Annotated in this window: 10 protein-coding genes; 2 read left to right on the forward strand and 8 right to left on the reverse strand. The window is 43.8% G+C overall.

The window, feature by feature from the left end:
- Nucleotides 1-216: 216 nt before the first annotated feature.
- Both H595_RS0104400 and pyk read left to right on the forward strand, forming a co-directional pair.
- Nucleotides 217-1,074: a MurR/RpiR family transcriptional regulator gene (locus H595_RS0104400; protein ID WP_027670106.1), complete on the forward strand. Its 858-nt coding sequence runs from the start codon at nt 217-219 to the stop codon at nt 1,072-1,074.
- 132 nt (nt 1,075-1,206) lie between these two features.
- Complete coding sequence (gene pyk / locus H595_RS0104405; RefSeq protein WP_027670107.1) at nt 1,207-2,643, forward strand: pyruvate kinase; 1,437 nt, start codon at nt 1,207-1,209, stop codon at nt 2,641-2,643.
- Between the two features lie 73 nt (nt 2,644-2,716).
- Here pyk and H595_RS0104410 read toward each other — a convergent pair whose 3' ends face one another.
- The 8 genes from H595_RS0104410 to H595_RS0104450 form a co-directional block, all read right to left on the reverse strand.
- The gene (locus H595_RS0104410; RefSeq protein ID WP_027670108.1) at nt 2,717-4,222 is read right to left on the reverse strand and encodes an alanine/glycine:cation symporter family protein; all 1,506 of its coding nucleotides are present in this window, start codon (nt 4,220-4,222) and stop codon (nt 2,717-2,719) included.
- An 82-nt stretch (nt 4,223-4,304) separates the two neighbouring features.
- Nucleotides 4,305-4,991, reverse strand: coding sequence for a glutathione S-transferase family protein (locus H595_RS0104415; protein WP_027670109.1), 687 nt, complete (start codon nt 4,989-4,991; stop codon nt 4,305-4,307).
- Nucleotides 4,992-5,103: 112 nt separating this feature from the next.
- Nucleotides 5,104-6,510, reverse strand: coding sequence for a mannose-1-phosphate guanylyltransferase/mannose-6-phosphate isomerase (locus tag H595_RS0104420; RefSeq protein ID WP_027670110.1), 1,407 nt, complete (start codon nt 6,508-6,510; stop codon nt 5,104-5,106).
- Between the two features lie 30 nt (nt 6,511-6,540).
- Nucleotides 6,541-7,743 carry a class I SAM-dependent methyltransferase gene (locus H595_RS0104425; protein ID WP_027670111.1) on the reverse strand — a complete coding sequence of 401 codons (1,203 nt, stop codon included), beginning with the start codon at nt 7,741-7,743 and terminating at the stop codon, nt 6,541-6,543.
- Between the two features lie 75 nt (nt 7,744-7,818).
- The gene (locus H595_RS0104430) at nt 7,819-8,334 is read right to left on the reverse strand and encodes a cell division protein ZapC domain-containing protein (RefSeq protein ID WP_027670112.1); all 516 of its coding nucleotides are present in this window, start codon (nt 8,332-8,334) and stop codon (nt 7,819-7,821) included.
- A gap of 116 nt (nt 8,335-8,450) precedes the next feature.
- Nucleotides 8,451-9,461 carry a quinone-dependent dihydroorotate dehydrogenase gene (gene pyrD / locus H595_RS0104435; RefSeq protein ID WP_027670113.1) on the reverse strand — a complete coding sequence of 337 codons (1,011 nt, stop codon included), beginning with the start codon at nt 9,459-9,461 and terminating at the stop codon, nt 8,451-8,453.
- 64 nt (nt 9,462-9,525) lie between these two features.
- Nucleotides 9,526-14,364, reverse strand: coding sequence for an NAD-glutamate dehydrogenase (locus tag H595_RS0104440; protein WP_027670114.1), 4,839 nt, complete (start codon nt 14,362-14,364; stop codon nt 9,526-9,528).
- Nucleotides 14,365-14,592: 228 nt separating this feature from the next.
- Nucleotides 14,593-16,908, reverse strand: a complete 2,316-nt coding sequence (locus tag H595_RS0104450) for an efflux RND transporter permease subunit (RefSeq protein WP_027670115.1) — start codon at nt 16,906-16,908, stop codon at nt 14,593-14,595.

Genomic DNA, 16,908 nt, shown 5'->3' on the forward strand with positions numbered 1-16,908 from the left:
CGCCATACTATCGCAGCATAAACGGGTTGTAAACCGCATATAATGTAATTTAATTACAGAATGCGTAATGTTTTGACTATTCTTATATAATAAGGCAGCCTTAGCAACGGTTCTGTCATTTTGTGGTAAATTTAATACCACTTTGACTACCGTGCTGAAGAGCTACATACCTTGTTACAACCTGTATAGACCGAATAATAAGTCAGGAATTACCGGATGAACGTGCTGGAAAAAATCGTTACTAGCGTTAACAACTTTAGTAAGTCAGAGCGAAAAGTAGCTGATGTTATATTAGCTAACCCACAAACGACAATACACAGTAGTATAGCGGCCTTAGCAAAAATGGCTGATGTAAGTGAACCGACAGTTAATCGTTTTTGTCGCCGGCTGGATACTAAAGGCTTTCCTGACTTTAAACTGCATTTAGCACAAAGCCTCGCCAATGGCACACCTTACGTTAATCGTCATGTCGAAGAAGAAGATGGCCCCGAGGCCTACACGGCAAAAATTTTTGAATCAACTATGGCGGCGTTAGATACTGCGAGGCAACGTGTTGATATTAACACGGTAAATAGAGCCGTTGATGTTTTAACGCAGGCTAAGAAAATTTCCTTTTTTGGCTTAGGTGCTTCTGCGTCGGTAGCGCACGATGCTCAAAACAAATTTTTCCGTTTTAACGTTCCTGTAGTGTGTTTTGACGATATTGTAATGCAGCGCATGAGTGCGATAAACAGTGCTGAAGGTGATGTTGTCGTTTGCATTAGTCACACAGGACGCACCAAAAACTTATGTGACATCGCGGCCATAGCCCGTGAGAATGACGCAACGGTTATTGGTATCACCGCATACGACAGCCCACTTGCCAAAGAATGTACATTAGTATTATCGCTGGATGTGCCTGAAGATACTGATATGTATATGCCAATGGCTTCAAGGGTTGCGCAGCTAGTACTTATTGATATTCTTGCCACTGGTTTTACATTACGGCGGGGCACTAAATTTCGTGAAAACCTAAAGAAAGTTAAAGACAGTCTGCGCGGCTCTCGCTTCGATAAAAAAGATTTCAATAATTAATGGACAATGCAGTGCTTGTTGCACTGCACCAACCTGTCGTTTTTATTCAGCCATTGGCTGTATTCTGTAATAAAATTACATTACACTAAACCCACGTGAAACGCCCTCTTTTGCAACAAGCAGGAATAAACCATGCACAGAAGAACTAAAATCGTCGCTACACTAGGCCCGGCTACCAATACTCAGTTATCCATAGAAAAACTGATCCAGGCTGGAGCATCTGTCTTTCGTTTAAACTTCTCGCATGGTAGTGCGGATGACCACCGTGAACGTGCCACCATGGTACGCGCTGCTGCGACAAAACTTGGTGCACATGTTGCCATATTAGGTGATTTGCAGGGTCCAAAAATTCGCGTTTCCACTTTTAAAGATGGTGCAGTGGTTCTTGAAGAAGGCCAACCTTATGTACTGGATGCCGAGCTAGGCAAAGGTGAAGGTGATGAACACCAGGTTGGTATTGACTATAAAGAGCTGCCTCAGGATGTTGAGCCTGGTGATTTGTTGTTACTTGATGACGGCCGAATTCAATTATCAGTTGATAGAGTTGAAGGCTCGCGCGTTTACACGACGGTTACGGTAGGCGGTAAACTCAGCAACAATAAAGGCATTAATCGCCAGGGAGGAGGTTTAACCGCCCCTGCCCTGACAGATAAAGATAAGCGCGACATTATAACTGCAGCAGAAATTGACGTTGATTATTTAGCCGTTTCTTTTCCTCGCAGTGGCGATGATTTACGTCTGGCTCGCGATCTTGCTATAGCAGCTGGGTCGGAGGCGCGTATTATGGCTAAAGTTGAACGCGCTGAAGCAGTTGCAGACGATGAGACGCTGGATGACATAATTCGAGCTTCTGATGCCGTGATGGTAGCCCGTGGCGATTTAGGTGTAGAAATTGGTGATGCCGAATTAGTTGGCCAGCAAAAACGTATTATTGCCCGTTCTCGTCAGTTAAACCGTGTTGTGATCACGGCCACGCAAATGATGGAAAGCATGATTGAAAGCCCTATGCCCACCCGGGCTGAGGTTATGGACGTCGCAAATGCGGTATTGGATGGCACCGATGCTGTCATGCTGTCTGCAGAAACGGCGGCAGGTAAATACCCTACTGAAACAGTGCGTGCTATGGCGCGGGTATGTGATGGCGCTGAAAAGCACCCTAGCGTACAAATTTCAAAACACCGCATGGATGTTACCTTTACTGAAATCAGTGAAACCATTGCGTTATCAGCCATGTATGCCGCTAACCATCTTGACGGTATTAAGGCCATTATCACCTTAACTGAGTCAGGTTATACCGCAAAATTAATGTCTCGTATTACCTCACCTCAACCTATATATGCACTATCACGCCATACCAAGACGCTAAACAAAATGGCTCTGTATCGTGGTGTGTATCCGGCGTTTTTCGATAGCACGGTATTATCTGGGCAATCATTGGCAGATGCGGCTATTGATGCCATAAAAGACAAAGCAGGATTAAAAAGTGGTGATCTGGTGATTATGACGCACGGTGATGTAATGGAGACCGTGGGCGCGTCGAATACCTGCAGGATAGTAGAAGTTAAATAACGTAATATTTTGTTAGTAAAAAAGGGCTCTATTGAGCCCTTTTTTGTGTCTGTAAATTAATGCGATATCAGCGTTATTTACCTTGCTGCTCATTCTGCTTAGCAAGCTTATTTTCCCAGAAGGTCGCATTTTTTATGCCCAGCTTCACCGGATCAAAGGTAATGGGGCCACCGGCCTTTTTCTGTTCTTCGTAGTCACGTAAACAGCGCATAGTGGGTTTATACATAAAGAATATCGTTAATATGCCTACAACATTTACCCAGGCCATTAAACCTACACCAATATCACCAATATTCCAGATATAGCCAGCACTATTTACCGTGCCGTAAGCCACCATAAACATCAGCAATAATTTAAACACGATAGTAGGTAATTTGTTATTAAACACCCGATTTAAATACGCCACATTCGTTTCAGTAATGTAGTAGTAAGCCAATATTGTAGTAAACGCGAAGAAAAACAGCGCGATACCTACAAACACTTGGCCAAAATTACCAAACACACTAAATAGTGCCATTTGTGTAAATGCAGCAGAGCCAATTTCAGTGGCAGCATCAACATTTTGCACAATAAATTGTCCGGCAGGCAATTCACCCACCACGTTGTATTGCTGTGTAATTAAAATCATTAGTGCTGTCGCGGTACAGACAAATAAAGTATCCACATAAACTGAAAACGCTTGTACTAAACCTTGTTGTGCCGGGTGATCTACTTCTGCTGCAGCCGCCGCATGAGGGCCTGTACCCTGCCCAGCTTCATTGGAATATATCCCGCGTTTTACGCCCCAACCAATTGCCGCACCAAAACCCGCTTGTGCCGTAAAAGCATCGTTAAAGATAAGCCCAAATATTGCCGGCACTTTATCCAGGTTTAAAAACACCACTATCAGTGCCATAACGATGTAGCCAAGCGCCATAAAGGGCACCACTATCTGGGTAAAATGAGCAATACGCTTAATACCACCAAAGATAATAAAGGCCAACACAATCAAAATAACTGCAAGGGCAATAAGCTTGTATGTACCCACTTCACCAAAACTGGTGACGACCATATTACCATCACCAAAAATCTGCGTAACCGCATTACCGACCGCATTTGCCTGTACACCGGGTAAGAAAATACCACAACCAATAATGGCCGAAATGGCAAAAATTATACCCAACCAGCGCCAACCTAAGCAGCGCTCAAAATAATAAGCCGGACCACCACGATACTGGCCATCTTCTTCTACTTTATATATTTGACCTAACGTAGACTCAGCATAAGCCGTACTGGCACCTAAAAATGCGACTACCCACATCCAAAAAATAGCGCCAGGGCCACCAAATCCAATAGCGGCTGCCACACCAGCAATATTACCTACCCCAACCCGGCCAGAGAGTGATACCGCCAAAGCCTGAAAAGATGAGATCCCTTTTTCCGACTCGCTGTTATTCAGCAACAGTTTGCACATTTCTTTAAAATGACGAACTTGAGCAAAACGAGTAAGAATTGAATAAAATAAACCAGCACCAAGGCACAGATAAATCAGCACCGGGCTCCAGATAATGCCGTTTAGCGCACTAATAAAGCCTTCCATTTCCCTTCCTTATAATTATATTTAATGTGTTGTTTGTTATCGCGGAATAATTTGCCACATCAGCGCCACAATAGCTACGCCGTTAGCCTATCTGACGATAATCAGCTGTTATTTTGCCATGACTGGCAATTTCCTGATCATGTGCATCGTCGGTCCAAACTTCTGCTAACGCTTGTTGATACCAAATTTGCATAGATGGCAGTGCCAATAGTCTTTCTAGGTAATTTTTTGCTTCTGTAGAGAAGGCTAAATCATAACTTTGCATGCGAAATGCCACAGGTGCGAAAAAAGCATCTGCCGCACTAAATGTATCTCCGGCCAGAAAAGGCCCTCCAAACTGTGCGATACCTTGCTCAAACAATTCAGATAAACGGTCAATATCCAACTGCAAGGCTGTAGACACTATGTGTAGTTGCACACGATGTCCACAGCTCATGCCACAGGTATTTCGAAGTGCCGCAAAGCCAGAGTGCATTTCGGCGGCTGCACAACGAGCAAAAGCGCGTGCTTTAGCGTCGTTTGGCCAAACACTACTGTGGCTTTCATACAAAAATTCCGCTATGGCCAACGAGTCCCATACCACCTGATCTTTTTGTACCAGACAAGGGACTTTGCCACTGGGTGAAAAAGTGCGAAATTTGTCAAAATTACCTTGCTGACTAAACGGGACCAATTGTTCAGTAAATGGGATTTGGAGTTGCTGCATTAAAACCCAGGGCCGCAAAGACCAGGAAGAATAGTTTTTATTAGCAATATACAGCTCACGCATTGTGCTTTCCTTTTCAAAAATTTAACCATGCCAGCGATTTAAACAAAAGCATTAGCACGTGACATGAATGGCGGTTTTATGATGCGTGTAGCAAGCTAGCATTGCACACGGCTTATACTCTACCGTAGTTGTCTTCAAACCGCACAATATCATCTTCACTTAAATAGGCGCCAGACTGCACTTCTATTAATTTAAGTGACACCTTACCCGGATTCTCCAGCGCATGAACTGCCGCTATCGGAATATACACCGACTGATTCTCGCTAATAAACTGGCTTTCACCATCAATAGTCACTAAAGCCGTACCGGCAACGACTATCCAATGCTCAGCGCGATGATGATGCATTTGCAACGATAGCTTAGCACCAGGGTTTACCGTAATGCGTTTTACTTTAAATCGCTCTCCCATATCAACACAGTCGTAGATGCCCCATGGCCGATAGACCACACGATGAGATGCTGCTTCCACACGTCCGGCCTGTTCAAGTTGATTAACCAGCTCTTTAATCTGTTGTGCTTTATCTTTGTGGGCAACTAATACCGCATCCTTTGTACTGACCACGATTAAGTCTTGCACGCCAAGCGTCGATACCAATTTGTCGTCACTGTGCAAATAGCAATTATGCGTATCAAGCGTCATGACATCGCCTTTTATCACATTGTTATGATCATCTTTGCTTTGGTATTGCCACAGCGTATTGTAACCGCCAACATCACTCCAGCCAGCATCAAGCGGCAGCACAACTGCCTTTGCTGTGTGCTCCATAATGGCATAGTCGACAGACTCAGCCGGGCAGGCTAAAAATGCCTCAGTGTTGATTCGAATAAAGTCTAAATCGGTAACCTGCTCAGCTATAGCCGCTTGGCAACACGCATAGATGTCAGGTCTAAACTGTTTAAGTTGATCTAAATAAACATCAGCACGAAACATGAAAATGCCGCTATTCCAATAATACTCACCCGTTTGAACATAGTGTTTAGCGGTATTAAAATCCGGCTTTTCAACAAACTGGCAAACACTAAAAGCATTTGCAACAGCAGCCGCTCGCCTGATATAGCCGTAACCTGTTTCTGCTGACGTAGGCACGATACCGAAGGTGACTAAATAGCCTTCTTCAGCATAAGAGCATGCCTGGCGTATTACCTGCTGAAAATTCTTAACATCCGCAATAACATGATCTGCCGGTTGCACCAGCAGTAACGCATTTGCGTTACCTTGGGCCGCGACACGCATGGCAGCTAATGCTATAGCTGGTGCGGTGTTGCGCCCTGCTGGTTCTAACAAGATATCAACCTGTTTTAAATTAAGTTGTCTTATTTGCTCGGCGGCAACGAACCGGTGCTCTTCATGACAAATAAACAATGGCTTGGCGTGCGCTAAGCCGCCTAATCTTAATATCGTCTGCTGCAACAGGGTGTGCTTGTCGTCGAGTTGCAGAAACTGTTTGGGAAAATGACTACGTGATAACGGCCATAACCGGCTTCCCGTACCTCCCGCCAATATTACCGGCGTAAACATATTTGATCCTGTCGTATTGGATAACAAAGCTTACAATATTGAATTTTCAGCATCGAGCAGGCCTTCGAGAAAGTGCTGCTTAATCCCGTAAAAATTTTTAATCTCATCAACTTGTTTTAAAATTTTAGCTTTATCCGGTTTGTTCTTAGCCTTTGTCGCTAAGATCATCTTGTTTTTACTGGTATGCTCAAGTGACACAAATTCAAATACTTTGGTGTGATAACCAAATGCTTCCAGCAGCAATGCTCTAAGGCTATCGGTGACCATTTCTGCTTCTTGCCCCAGGTGAATACCATGCGCTAACATCGGCGCCAGTACATCAGGCATTTTCATCTGTGGTCGAATTTGTTTATGGCAGCACGGCGAGCACATAATAATTTCTGCACCGGTAGCAATACCCATATGGATGGCATAGTCAGTCGCAATATCACAGGCATGTAGTGCAATCATCACGTTAATACCACGTGCTTTAAAGTGCTTTACGTCACCTTGCTCAAAATCAATTCCGTTAAGGCCAAGTTGCGTTGCGGTGTTATTGCATAAATCTACCAGGTTCTGCCTTAGCTCCACACCGGTTACTTTTGCCTCTAAACCCAAGGTGTTACAAAGGTAATCGTGCATTGCAAAGGTTAAATAGGCCTTTCCTGAGCCAAAATCAGCGACATGCAATTGCTGGCGCTGACTTAAACCGGTGTCTTTTACTGCAGTGGAAAAAATCTCAATAAATTTATTAATTTGTTTCCATTTTCTTGACATGGAAGGGACTAATTGCTGCCCGGCATCGGTTACCCCCAGCGCTTGTAAAAAGGGCCGTTGCAGTGTGAGATAGCGCTGCTTTTCCCGGTTGTGTTCCATCGCAGATAGGCTAACGGGTTGTGATAGCTTTTTTTGCTGGAACAACACCTTGCCTTTTTTACTGAAGGTTAATTGCGCTTCATTCTGGAGGGCAAACAGATTGGCTGCACTGTACTTATGGCCTAGAAGCTGTCTGATTTCACTGATAGCCGCGTTAGCGTCAAAGTTGTGCGTTATGTCCTGCGTTTGGTATTTGTAGGTAAAGCACAGTTGCCATTGTTGTTTTAACTCGACAGGCCGTACCTGTAACTGTTTTATCGCTTCATCGCCATGGTATTTACTCAATACCAACTTAACCAACTGCTGCTCATGTATAGCCGATTGCAGTAACTGAAAAAATGGCTCGCACTGAGCAGATAAATTATCGATGGCAGACATTGCACGGTTCCACTACAAAAAATTGTCGCTAGTGTAGTCGGATCTGTAACGAAGTGAAATAAAGCATTGTGAATTTCAGGCAGTATGCCTAAAGGGAATATCTAATTTAAGCGGGCTGATCCTATTGCGTAAGACACGAATAACCTGAAGCCGTTTTAACTGCTTACCTGAAAGCGTACTGATATCACCTAATAGCAAACAAGTTACGCAATCTGTCTCTGAAGATAATACCAAAGCATATTGGCCGCTTAGGCCTCTCAACATCACCAATTCAAAGGGTTTAGCCGAACAATCCGCTCCTTGCTGGAAATACCAACTTTTATGAGCTTGCTGTTGTAAATAGGGGGCACAAAGTGCTGTTAAACATAACTCTAAACGAACTGCCGCTGGCATTTCAAGCTGCTGCAAACTGTCATCAATTTGCCAAAATGCCTGAGCTTCAGCCATAGATAACGGCTGTTGGGTAGGCTTACAAGCTAATTGTGAACTGGTAAAAGGTGAGCAAAACTGAGCCTCATCACTGATATCCAGTAACAAACGGTCTTTAGTACTACAGTAAATCCAGTTCCAGTGCTCCGATGGCCTAAGCATGCAAATCCCTGCTTGAAATATGTTGTTTATTTATTAGACGTTTTAATAATTACACTAAGCTGATCAAAATGTTAAAGATTGTTTTGTTCTAAAATACCCAGATCAGCTATTGATCATTATAAGCTAGTAATGATCTGCTTAACCATTTCGGGTCCACGATAAATAAAGCCAGTATACACTTGTAATAAATTGGCACCAGCTGCAAGTTTCTCTTTTGCTGAGTCCGCATCATTAATACCGCCGACACCAATAATAGGCATTGCACTGCCAACCGCTGCGCGCAATTGACGTAACACTTCGGTGCTTTTTGCACGTACCGGTAAACCACTTAAACCACCCGCTTCACCCGCATAACGTTGGCCTTGTACATCTTGGCGATCTAATGTGGTGTTGGTCGCAATAACGCCGTCCATTTGGCTTTTAATTAAGGTTTCGGCGACCTGATTAACGGCTACCAAATCCATATCAGGAGCTATTTTAACAAAAACAGGAACATATTTATCCTGCTGCGCCTGCAAATCGAGTTGTTCATTTTTCACACTTTGCAGTAAATCAAGCAGTGCATCGCCAAACTGTAGATCACGCAAACCCGGAGTGTTTGGTGAGGAGATATTTACAGTAATGTAGCTGGCGTGGGCATACACTTTACGCATGCAGTGGATGTAATCATCCTTGCCCTGCTCATTTGGCGTATCTTTATTTTTACCAATATTGATACCTAAAACACCTTTATAGCGGGCATTTTTTACGTTATTAACCAGATAATCGACACCTTTGTTATTAAACCCCATACGGTTAATAATGGCCTCAGACTGTGGCAAACGAAAAATACGTGGCTTATCGTTGCCTAGCTGTGGTTTTGGTGTCACTGTTCCCACCTCAATAAAGCCGAAACCCATTTGGCTAAAGGCGTCGATACACTCGGCATTTTTGTCCAGCCCGGCCGCTAAGCCCAGTGGATTGTTAAACCGGATCCCTGCAACGGTCAAAGGTTTAGCGGGAACATGTTGACGCCACAAGCCAGCCAAAGGCGTATGTGCCAGATGTTTTAGACTGCCCAGAGCAAAATTATGTGACCACTCAGCATCACAGGCGAACATTAATTTTTGTGCAATTGGATAAAACATAGCGTGCCTTTTATAAACAAAAAAATACCCCGGTGTTGCCGGGGTATTGTAGCCACTTAGAACATTATTTTACAGGGTCGCAGTGGTGACTTAGCAGCATTAATTCACGCAGTGCAACAGAGAACTTAGCAAATTCATGGCTCTTCGTTGTTTTAAACTCAGACAACATCAAACGCCAGCGCTCTAATAACGCGTCATTAGCATTTACCCAACTGGTAACAGCTTCGTCTGCGGCACATTTCTTATCGCAGCTACGAACAACAACCGCAGATAAGGCGCGTTGTTGCCAATCAAGCTCTTCACGATACGACGCCCGGGCCAGTGCTTGCCAGTGATTTGCTACCGGTTGGTTGGTAATTTGCTCAAGGAACCAATGCAGATCCAGCTTATCACCCAATTTAAAGTAGATTTCAGACACAATGGGCAATGCCATTTTTTCAGTATCTGCTACCTGAGCAATATCCATCACTGAGAACACGGTACTTAATTGGGCTAAGTACTGAGCAATATCTTCCGGAACCTCTTGCTCAACCAGTGCCGCTTGTTTTTGCTGCAACTGTTCTGCTTCTGAAGGAGCTAAGTAGCTACCTAACGACTCAGATAACTGCTGATAAGCCGGTTTGAAGAAATCAACCGTCTGTTGGATATCTAATGCCTTGTTACGATGACGCAAGAACCAACGGGTCGCACGGCGCATTGTCCGACGCAATTGATGCAACAATTTGGTTTGTAAAGCAGCAGGAATAACATTATCCAACTGCTCTAATTTTCGCCACATAGCCGATAAGTCGAACAAATCACGTGCGATGGCATAGCATAATGTCACTTCACCGACACCGGCACCGGTCTCTTCCTGCATACGTTGCGTAAAATTAGGCCCCATTTCATTTACCAACATATTGGCTAGTTTAGTGGCAATAATTTCCGCTTTTAACGGATGGTTTTCCATCTCTGCTGCATATTTGTCTTGCAACATTTGCGGGAAGTTGGCAAAAAGCTGACGCTTAAAATACTCATTTTCGAATATTTCTGGTAATACCAATCGCTCTTTCAATACCATTTTGCCATAGGCAGTTAGGATCGACAGCTCTGGGCGTGTTAGTCCCTGCCCCTTTGCCATACGTTCGGCCAGTTCATCATCCGTTGGTAAAAACTCCAGCTCACGATTCAGCTTGCCTTCTTTTTCCAATGTATGAATAAAGCGGGTATATTCTTTTAACTGCTCACCACCTAGCAATGATGAAATACTAATGCTCTGTGTTTGACGATAACAGTCTTTTAATACGATCGCCGTGACATCATCTGTCATATCGAGCAATAACTTATTACGCTGTTTCAGCGTTAAGTCGCCTGCTGCAACTAATGTATTCAGCAAAATCTTAATGTTAACTTCGTTATCTGAACAGGTAACACCGCCAACGTTATCGACAAAGTCGGTATTAACCAAACCACCGTTCATGGCAAATTCAATACGACCACGTTGTGTGGCACCTAAGTTACCACCTTCACCAATAACTTTAGCTTTAAGATCTCTACCGTTAACGCGCAGTGGCTCTGAACCCCTATCGCCGACTTCGGCATGGCTTTCATTGGTTGCTTTAACATAGGTACCAATACCGCCATTCCAAATCAAATCAACCTGCATCATCAAGGCTTCACGTATCAGCTCGTTTGGTGTCATGCTGGCTTTAGTAGAACCTAACATTTCTTTCATTTGAGGTGATAGCTTAATCGCTTTGGCACTGCGTAAGAAAATACCGCCGCCATCAGAAATTAACGCCTTATTGTAATCATCCCAGGTTGATGTCGGCAGATTAAATAAACGGTTACGTTCATCCCAACTACTGGCTGAATCTGGATTAGGGTCAATAAAAATATGCATGTGGTTAAATGCCACCTGCAGGCGAATATGCTTGGATAGCAGCATACCGTTACCAAAAACATCGCCAGCCATGTCACCAATACCAACACAAGTAAAGTCTGTTGTCTGGCAGTTAATACCCACTTCACGGAAGTGGCGTTTTACTGACTCCCAACCACCACGGGCAGTAATACCCATTTTTTTATGGTCGTAGCCGTTTGAACCGCCTGAAGCAAATGCATCGCCCATCCAGAAACCATATTCTTCTGATATACCGTTAGATATATCAGAGAAAGTCGCTGTACCTTTGTCGGCAGCAACCACCAAATAAGGGTCATCTTCATCGTGACGAACAACATCTTGAGGTGGAACTACAGCCCCCTGAACAATATTGTCGGTAACATCAAGTAAGCCGCGTATAAAAGTACGGTAACACTCTTTACCTTCATTAACGAAAGCGTCTCTACCACCCGTTTCTGGTAATTTTTTACAGACAAAGCCGCCTTTAGAGCCTGTCGGAACAATAACCGTATTTTTAACCGTTTGAGCTTTAACTAAACCCAGTACTTCTGTACGGAAGTCTTCGCGACGATCTGACCAACGCAAACCACCACGGGCAACTTTACCAAAGCGTAGATGCACGCCTTCAACTCGTGGTGAGTAAACGAAAATTTCGAACATAGGTATAGGTAGCGGCATATCCGGGATTAAGTCTGACTTAATCTTGAAAGAGATATACGGCTTATCCGCACCGGTGGCTGACTTCTGGAAATAGTTAGTCCGTAACGTCGCATTAATCATGTCGACAAAACGACGAACAATACGGTCATCATCCAGGTTAGCAACATTTTCTAATGAAGAACTAATTTGCTCTTCCAGTTTCTCAATACTTTTTGCTGTCGCTTTAGATTTAGGGTCAAATTTGCTGTTAAACAATTGCACCAATAAATTGGCTAAATCGGCGTAGCGTGAAAAAGTATTTTCAACATAAGTTTGGCTAAAAGTTCCGCCTATCTGACGTTTGTATTTTGCAAACGCGCGTAACAGAGACGCTTCACGCCCAGTTAAACCCGCGCTTAATATCAGTCGGTTAAACCCATCGTCTTCGAGTTGACCATTCCATACTTTTGCAAACGAGTCCTGAAACGATTGTTGCGCCGCTTCAAAATCTGCCGGCACAGCAAAGTTAAGCTCCATGGCAAAATTTAGTACCCAGCTTATTGAGCCGTCAGCACACTTAATAGCATAAGGGGTTTCACCGATTACCCGTAGTCCAAAGTTTTCCAACATTGGCAGCACGTCTGATAAATGAATAGGATGATCTTTATGGAATAAGTTCAACCGCACGGCTTTGCTGTCAGGTTTTTCTTCTTGAGGCCGGTAAAAAAGCATTTCGAGCTTGTGATCGTCGTTCAGCGATTCCAGCTTGCCAATATCAACCAGGGCGTCATTTGGCAGCATCTCTTCTTTATAGCTGCGTGGAAATGCATTTACGTACTTGCTAATTAACTCTCGGCCACGGGCTTCACCATAAACTCCAAGTAACGCACTTTCTAATTTATCTTCCCAGGTACGGGCCGCTTCTACCAAATTACGTTCAATATCTTTCACTTTATACTCAACATGGCTATCGCTGATCCGTACTAAATAATGGGTACGAGCCAACACAGATTCAGAAAAATAAGTAGTAAATTCTACCGGCTCATTACTACCCAATGCACGTTGTAAGATGGCCTGAGTGTCTTTGCGAAGCTGAGTGTTATAGCGCTCACGCGGAACATAAACCATGGCAGTAACAAAGCGACCGAAGCTGTCTTTACGCATAAACAGTCGGGTCATATCTCGTTCCTGCATTTGCAGTACACCCATTGCTACATGCAGTAACTCATCCGCAGTTGACTGAATTAATTCATCACGTGGATACGTTTCCAGAATATTCAATAACGCTTTATAAGCATGGGTGCCCGTTGCAAACTCAGACATGTGCATAACACTGGCGAGCTTACTTTTCAGTAAGGGAATATCACCGGCACTGTTGTTATATAGCGATGAGGAGTAAAGACCGATAAAGCGATCTTCGCCTATCACCTTGCCATCTTTACCGAATTTCTTAACGCCGACATAGTCGATGTATGCCGGCCGGTGAACTCGTGATTTGTTGTTCGTTTTAGTCAAGATTAATAAAGCATTGTTTATCGCCTGAATACGGCCTGACTCTGGCAGTTCAGATAACAATAAATCACGAGCAGCAGAACGTCGCATTAAACCCAGTGAGCTGCTATCGATGCCACTGATTTTATAATCACCTTCAACCGGGCTTATCGTATACTCGCGATAGCCCAATAGCGTAAAGTTATCTTTCGCCAACCAGTTTAAAAATTCTTTGGCTTGCTCTACTTCCTCAGCCGCCGCCTTGCCAGCCTGCTTAGCTAAGTCTTTAACAACTTGCTGCAGTTTGTCTCGTGCTGGCTGCCAGTCTTGCACGGCAAGTGACACATCTTCCATTACTGAGTGCAACTCATCCGTCAACGCCTGTATTGCGGCTTCGCTACTTAAACGGTCAATCTCAATGTGAAATACAGTTTGCTGGATGCTGGCTTTAGCTTTACTACCCAGTTTAAAGAAGTCGATAATTTGATGCTTTTTATCACGCTCTGTCTGCAGTGGGTAATGCAGTAATAAGTGTGCCGTAATACTTTGACGGCTTAATGCCATACGCACTGAGTCAACCAAAAATGGCATATCCTGTACAACTATTTCAACAATAGTATGTTTGGATTCCCAGCCATATTTTGCAATTTCAGGATTAAATACGCGTATTTTAGCGCCAGGCTCACCGTGACTATTAAACGTTTGCCACAAGCTAAGGGCTGCGCCATACAGATCACTGTCATTGCGTCCGACTAAGTCTTCATTAGACATATTGCCGTAAAGGGTATTAGCAAATTTCTCGATCAGCGGAACCTGATCTTTTACTTTTTGTTTTATAAGTTTATTAACATTTTGTAGTAGTACAGAAGGTTGACCGTCTATCAGTGCCATTATTGTATCCTTTTTGCAGTCACTGCTTATTACAGCAGGCGCTACCGAACAAAACCAGAGCGTGTCAGGTGCGCAGTGTAGTGTCTATTGTAGCGCTTTTCGAGCACTATTTTTGGCTTTTGTGCTGGTTAAACCAGTGATTTCTAAAGGCTATGACAACTTATTCATCTGCCGTAAATAGAAAATGGCCTTTCGGCCATTTTCGTGTTTATTCATGCAAAAAATAAATTAATCTTTACGCCATAAAAAAGCAGCCAACGCAGGCAACACGACAATGGCACCTAACATATTTACGATAAACATAAATGTCAGCAGAATGCCCATATCAACCTGAAACTTCAGTGCTGAAAACACCCAGGTACTTACTCCAATGGCTAACGTAATACCCGTAAACAACACAGCACTGCCACGTTCTTTCAGCGCTTCATAATAAGCCTGACGAGCGCCGGTACCGTCACGCAGCATCTGAGACATATTCGATAATATATAGATACCGTAATCAACACCAATACCCACGCCAAGCGCAATAACGGGCAAGGTTGATACAGTAAGGCCTATCTGCAACCAGGTCATTAAGGCTGTTGCTAATACCGACACTACATACAGCGGCAAAATAACGGAAATGGTAGCTCGCATTGAACGGAAGCTAAGTAGGCAAAGAATAATAACAGCACCGTATACATACCACATCATTGGCTGCTGCGCTTCTGCAACCGCTTCATTGGTAGCCGCCATTACGCCAACAGGCCCTGATGCCAGCATAAACTGTGTCTGCTCATCTCCCAATTCACTACCATATTTCTTCGCAGCAGCAACTACACGTTCTATCGTTTGTGCTTTATGGTCTTGTAAAAACAGAATGACCGGCATGACAGAGCAATCTGCATTTAACAAGCCCGTACTGGTTTCAACACGAGAAGATGCCTGCACCAAGCTCTGCGTATTGCGAGGCAAAACACGCCATTTCACATTACCTTCGTTAAATGCTGCATTAATTGATTTCGATACCGAAGCCAACGAAACAGTTGATTGTACCCCTTCGACGTTTTCCATTAACCATTGAAAGCGATCAACCTTTGCCATGATACTGTGTTCAGTACAGGCGCTAGGAATGGTTTCCACCATCACATTTAAGTAATCAACAGAGATGGCGTAGCGGTCGGTTATTAAAAAGGTATCTTGGTTATAACGCGAATTTTCATGCAGTGCAGGTGCACCGGCATGCAAGTCACCAATTTTTAACTGTTGGCTTTGCATATAACCAAAGGCGAACAATGCAGCTGTAATTATCAATATGACTGCAGCATATTTACGTGTGGCAAATGCGGATAAGCCATACCAGACCTTGTCTATTTTAGGTGAAGGTGCGCTGGCACGTTCTTTATAACTTTTACTAAAACGCACAAAAGACATCAGTACAGGTAACAGAATAAGGTTGGTCAAAATGATAACGGCCACTCCTAAACTTGCGGTAATCGCCAATTCACGAATAACCCCAATTTCAATAATAAGTAGTGTTAAAAAACCAACGGTATCAGACAGTAAAGCAACGCCACCCGGTACCAGCAGTTTACGGAAACTAGCCTGGGCAGCCGTTTTAGCATCCATGCCCGCAGCAACACGCTTTCCGGTTGAGTTAATCATCTGCACGCCATGGCTTACACCGATAGCAAATACCAAAAACGGTACCAAAATTGACATTGGATCAATACCAAAGCCCATTACAGACAACAAACCCATTTGCCAGATCACCGCAATGAGCGAGCATGCAATAGGCAGTACCGTTAACATTAACGAGCGGCAAAAGAAAAATACCATTATTGACGTCACTGCAATGGCGATGGCAAAAAATACCAGCACGCCTTTGGCACCCTCAGCAACATCGCCTACCATCTTGGCAAAGCCAATAATGTGCACACTGATGGTGTCGGATTGATATTTGCCACGAACGTTCTGCTCTAGCGTGTTGGCAAAGCCAATCGTGTCGATTTGTTTACCTGTTTCAGGGTCAACATCAAGTAGTTGAGCTGAAATCATTGCACAGCTGTAGTCATCAGCTACCATTCGGCCAACAATACCAGCCTTTTCGGTATTTTCTTTCACCTTGGCCAGACCTGCTGCATTAGCAACAAAGTCGGCAGGTATTACAGGGCCTCCAGCAAAACCATCTTCAACCACTTCAACAAAACGCGTACTAGGACTAAACAGTGATTTAACCAGCACACGGTTAACACCTGAGGTATACAACAACTCGTCATGTGCTTTACGGAAGGTATCAAAAAATCCTTCGTTAAAAATATCACCGTTTTGGTCACACAAAGACACCAGAATGTTATTTGCCCCACCGAAATCCTGTGCATGGCGCAGATAGGTTTGCATATATTGATGTTGCAGGGGAATATTTTTAGTGAACGCGGCATCAAGTTTAATGGTGGTGGCTTTCATTAACAGAAAAATCGTTGCCGCCACAAACGCAATAATGACCAAAGTACGATGCCGGAACAAAGCGTACTCAAATTTATTAACCAGTCTATTAACACTCAT

The sequence above is a fragment of the Rheinheimera baltica DSM 14885 genome (assembly GCF_000425345.1).
Classification (GTDB): domain Bacteria; phylum Pseudomonadota; class Gammaproteobacteria; order Enterobacterales; family Alteromonadaceae; genus Alishewanella; species Alishewanella baltica.

What these genes read in the sequence shown, in the direction of transcription:
- H595_RS0104430 (WP_027670112.1), bottom strand. Translation starts at nt 8,334, where the DNA reads ATGCTTAGGCCATCGGAGCACTGGAACTGGATTTACTGTAGTACTAAA.
- H595_RS0104400 (WP_027670106.1), top strand. Translation starts at nt 217, where the DNA reads ATGAACGTGCTGGAAAAAATCGTTACTAGCGTTAACAACTTTAGTAAG.
- pyrD (WP_027670113.1), bottom strand. Translation starts at nt 9,461, where the DNA reads ATGTTTTATCCAATTGCACAAAAATTAATGTTCGCCTGTGATGCTGAG.
- H595_RS0104420 (WP_027670110.1), bottom strand. Translation starts at nt 6,510, where the DNA reads ATGTTTACGCCGGTAATATTGGCGGGAGGTACGGGAAGCCGGTTATGG.
- H595_RS0104415 (WP_027670109.1), bottom strand. Translation starts at nt 4,991, where the DNA reads ATGCGTGAGCTGTATATTGCTAATAAAAACTATTCTTCCTGGTCTTTG.
- pyk (WP_027670107.1), top strand. Translation starts at nt 1,207, where the DNA reads ATGCACAGAAGAACTAAAATCGTCGCTACACTAGGCCCGGCTACCAAT.
- H595_RS0104425 (WP_027670111.1), bottom strand. Translation starts at nt 7,743, where the DNA reads ATGTCTGCCATCGATAATTTATCTGCTCAGTGCGAGCCATTTTTTCAG.
- H595_RS0104410 (WP_027670108.1), bottom strand. Translation starts at nt 4,222, where the DNA reads ATGGAAGGCTTTATTAGTGCGCTAAACGGCATTATCTGGAGCCCGGTG.
- H595_RS0104440 (WP_027670114.1), bottom strand. Translation starts at nt 14,364, where the DNA reads ATGGCACTGATAGACGGTCAACCTTCTGTACTACTACAAAATGTTAAT.
- H595_RS0104450 (WP_027670115.1), bottom strand. Translation starts at nt 16,908, where the DNA reads ATGAGTGTTAATAGACTGGTTAATAAATTTGAGTACGCTTTGTTCCGG.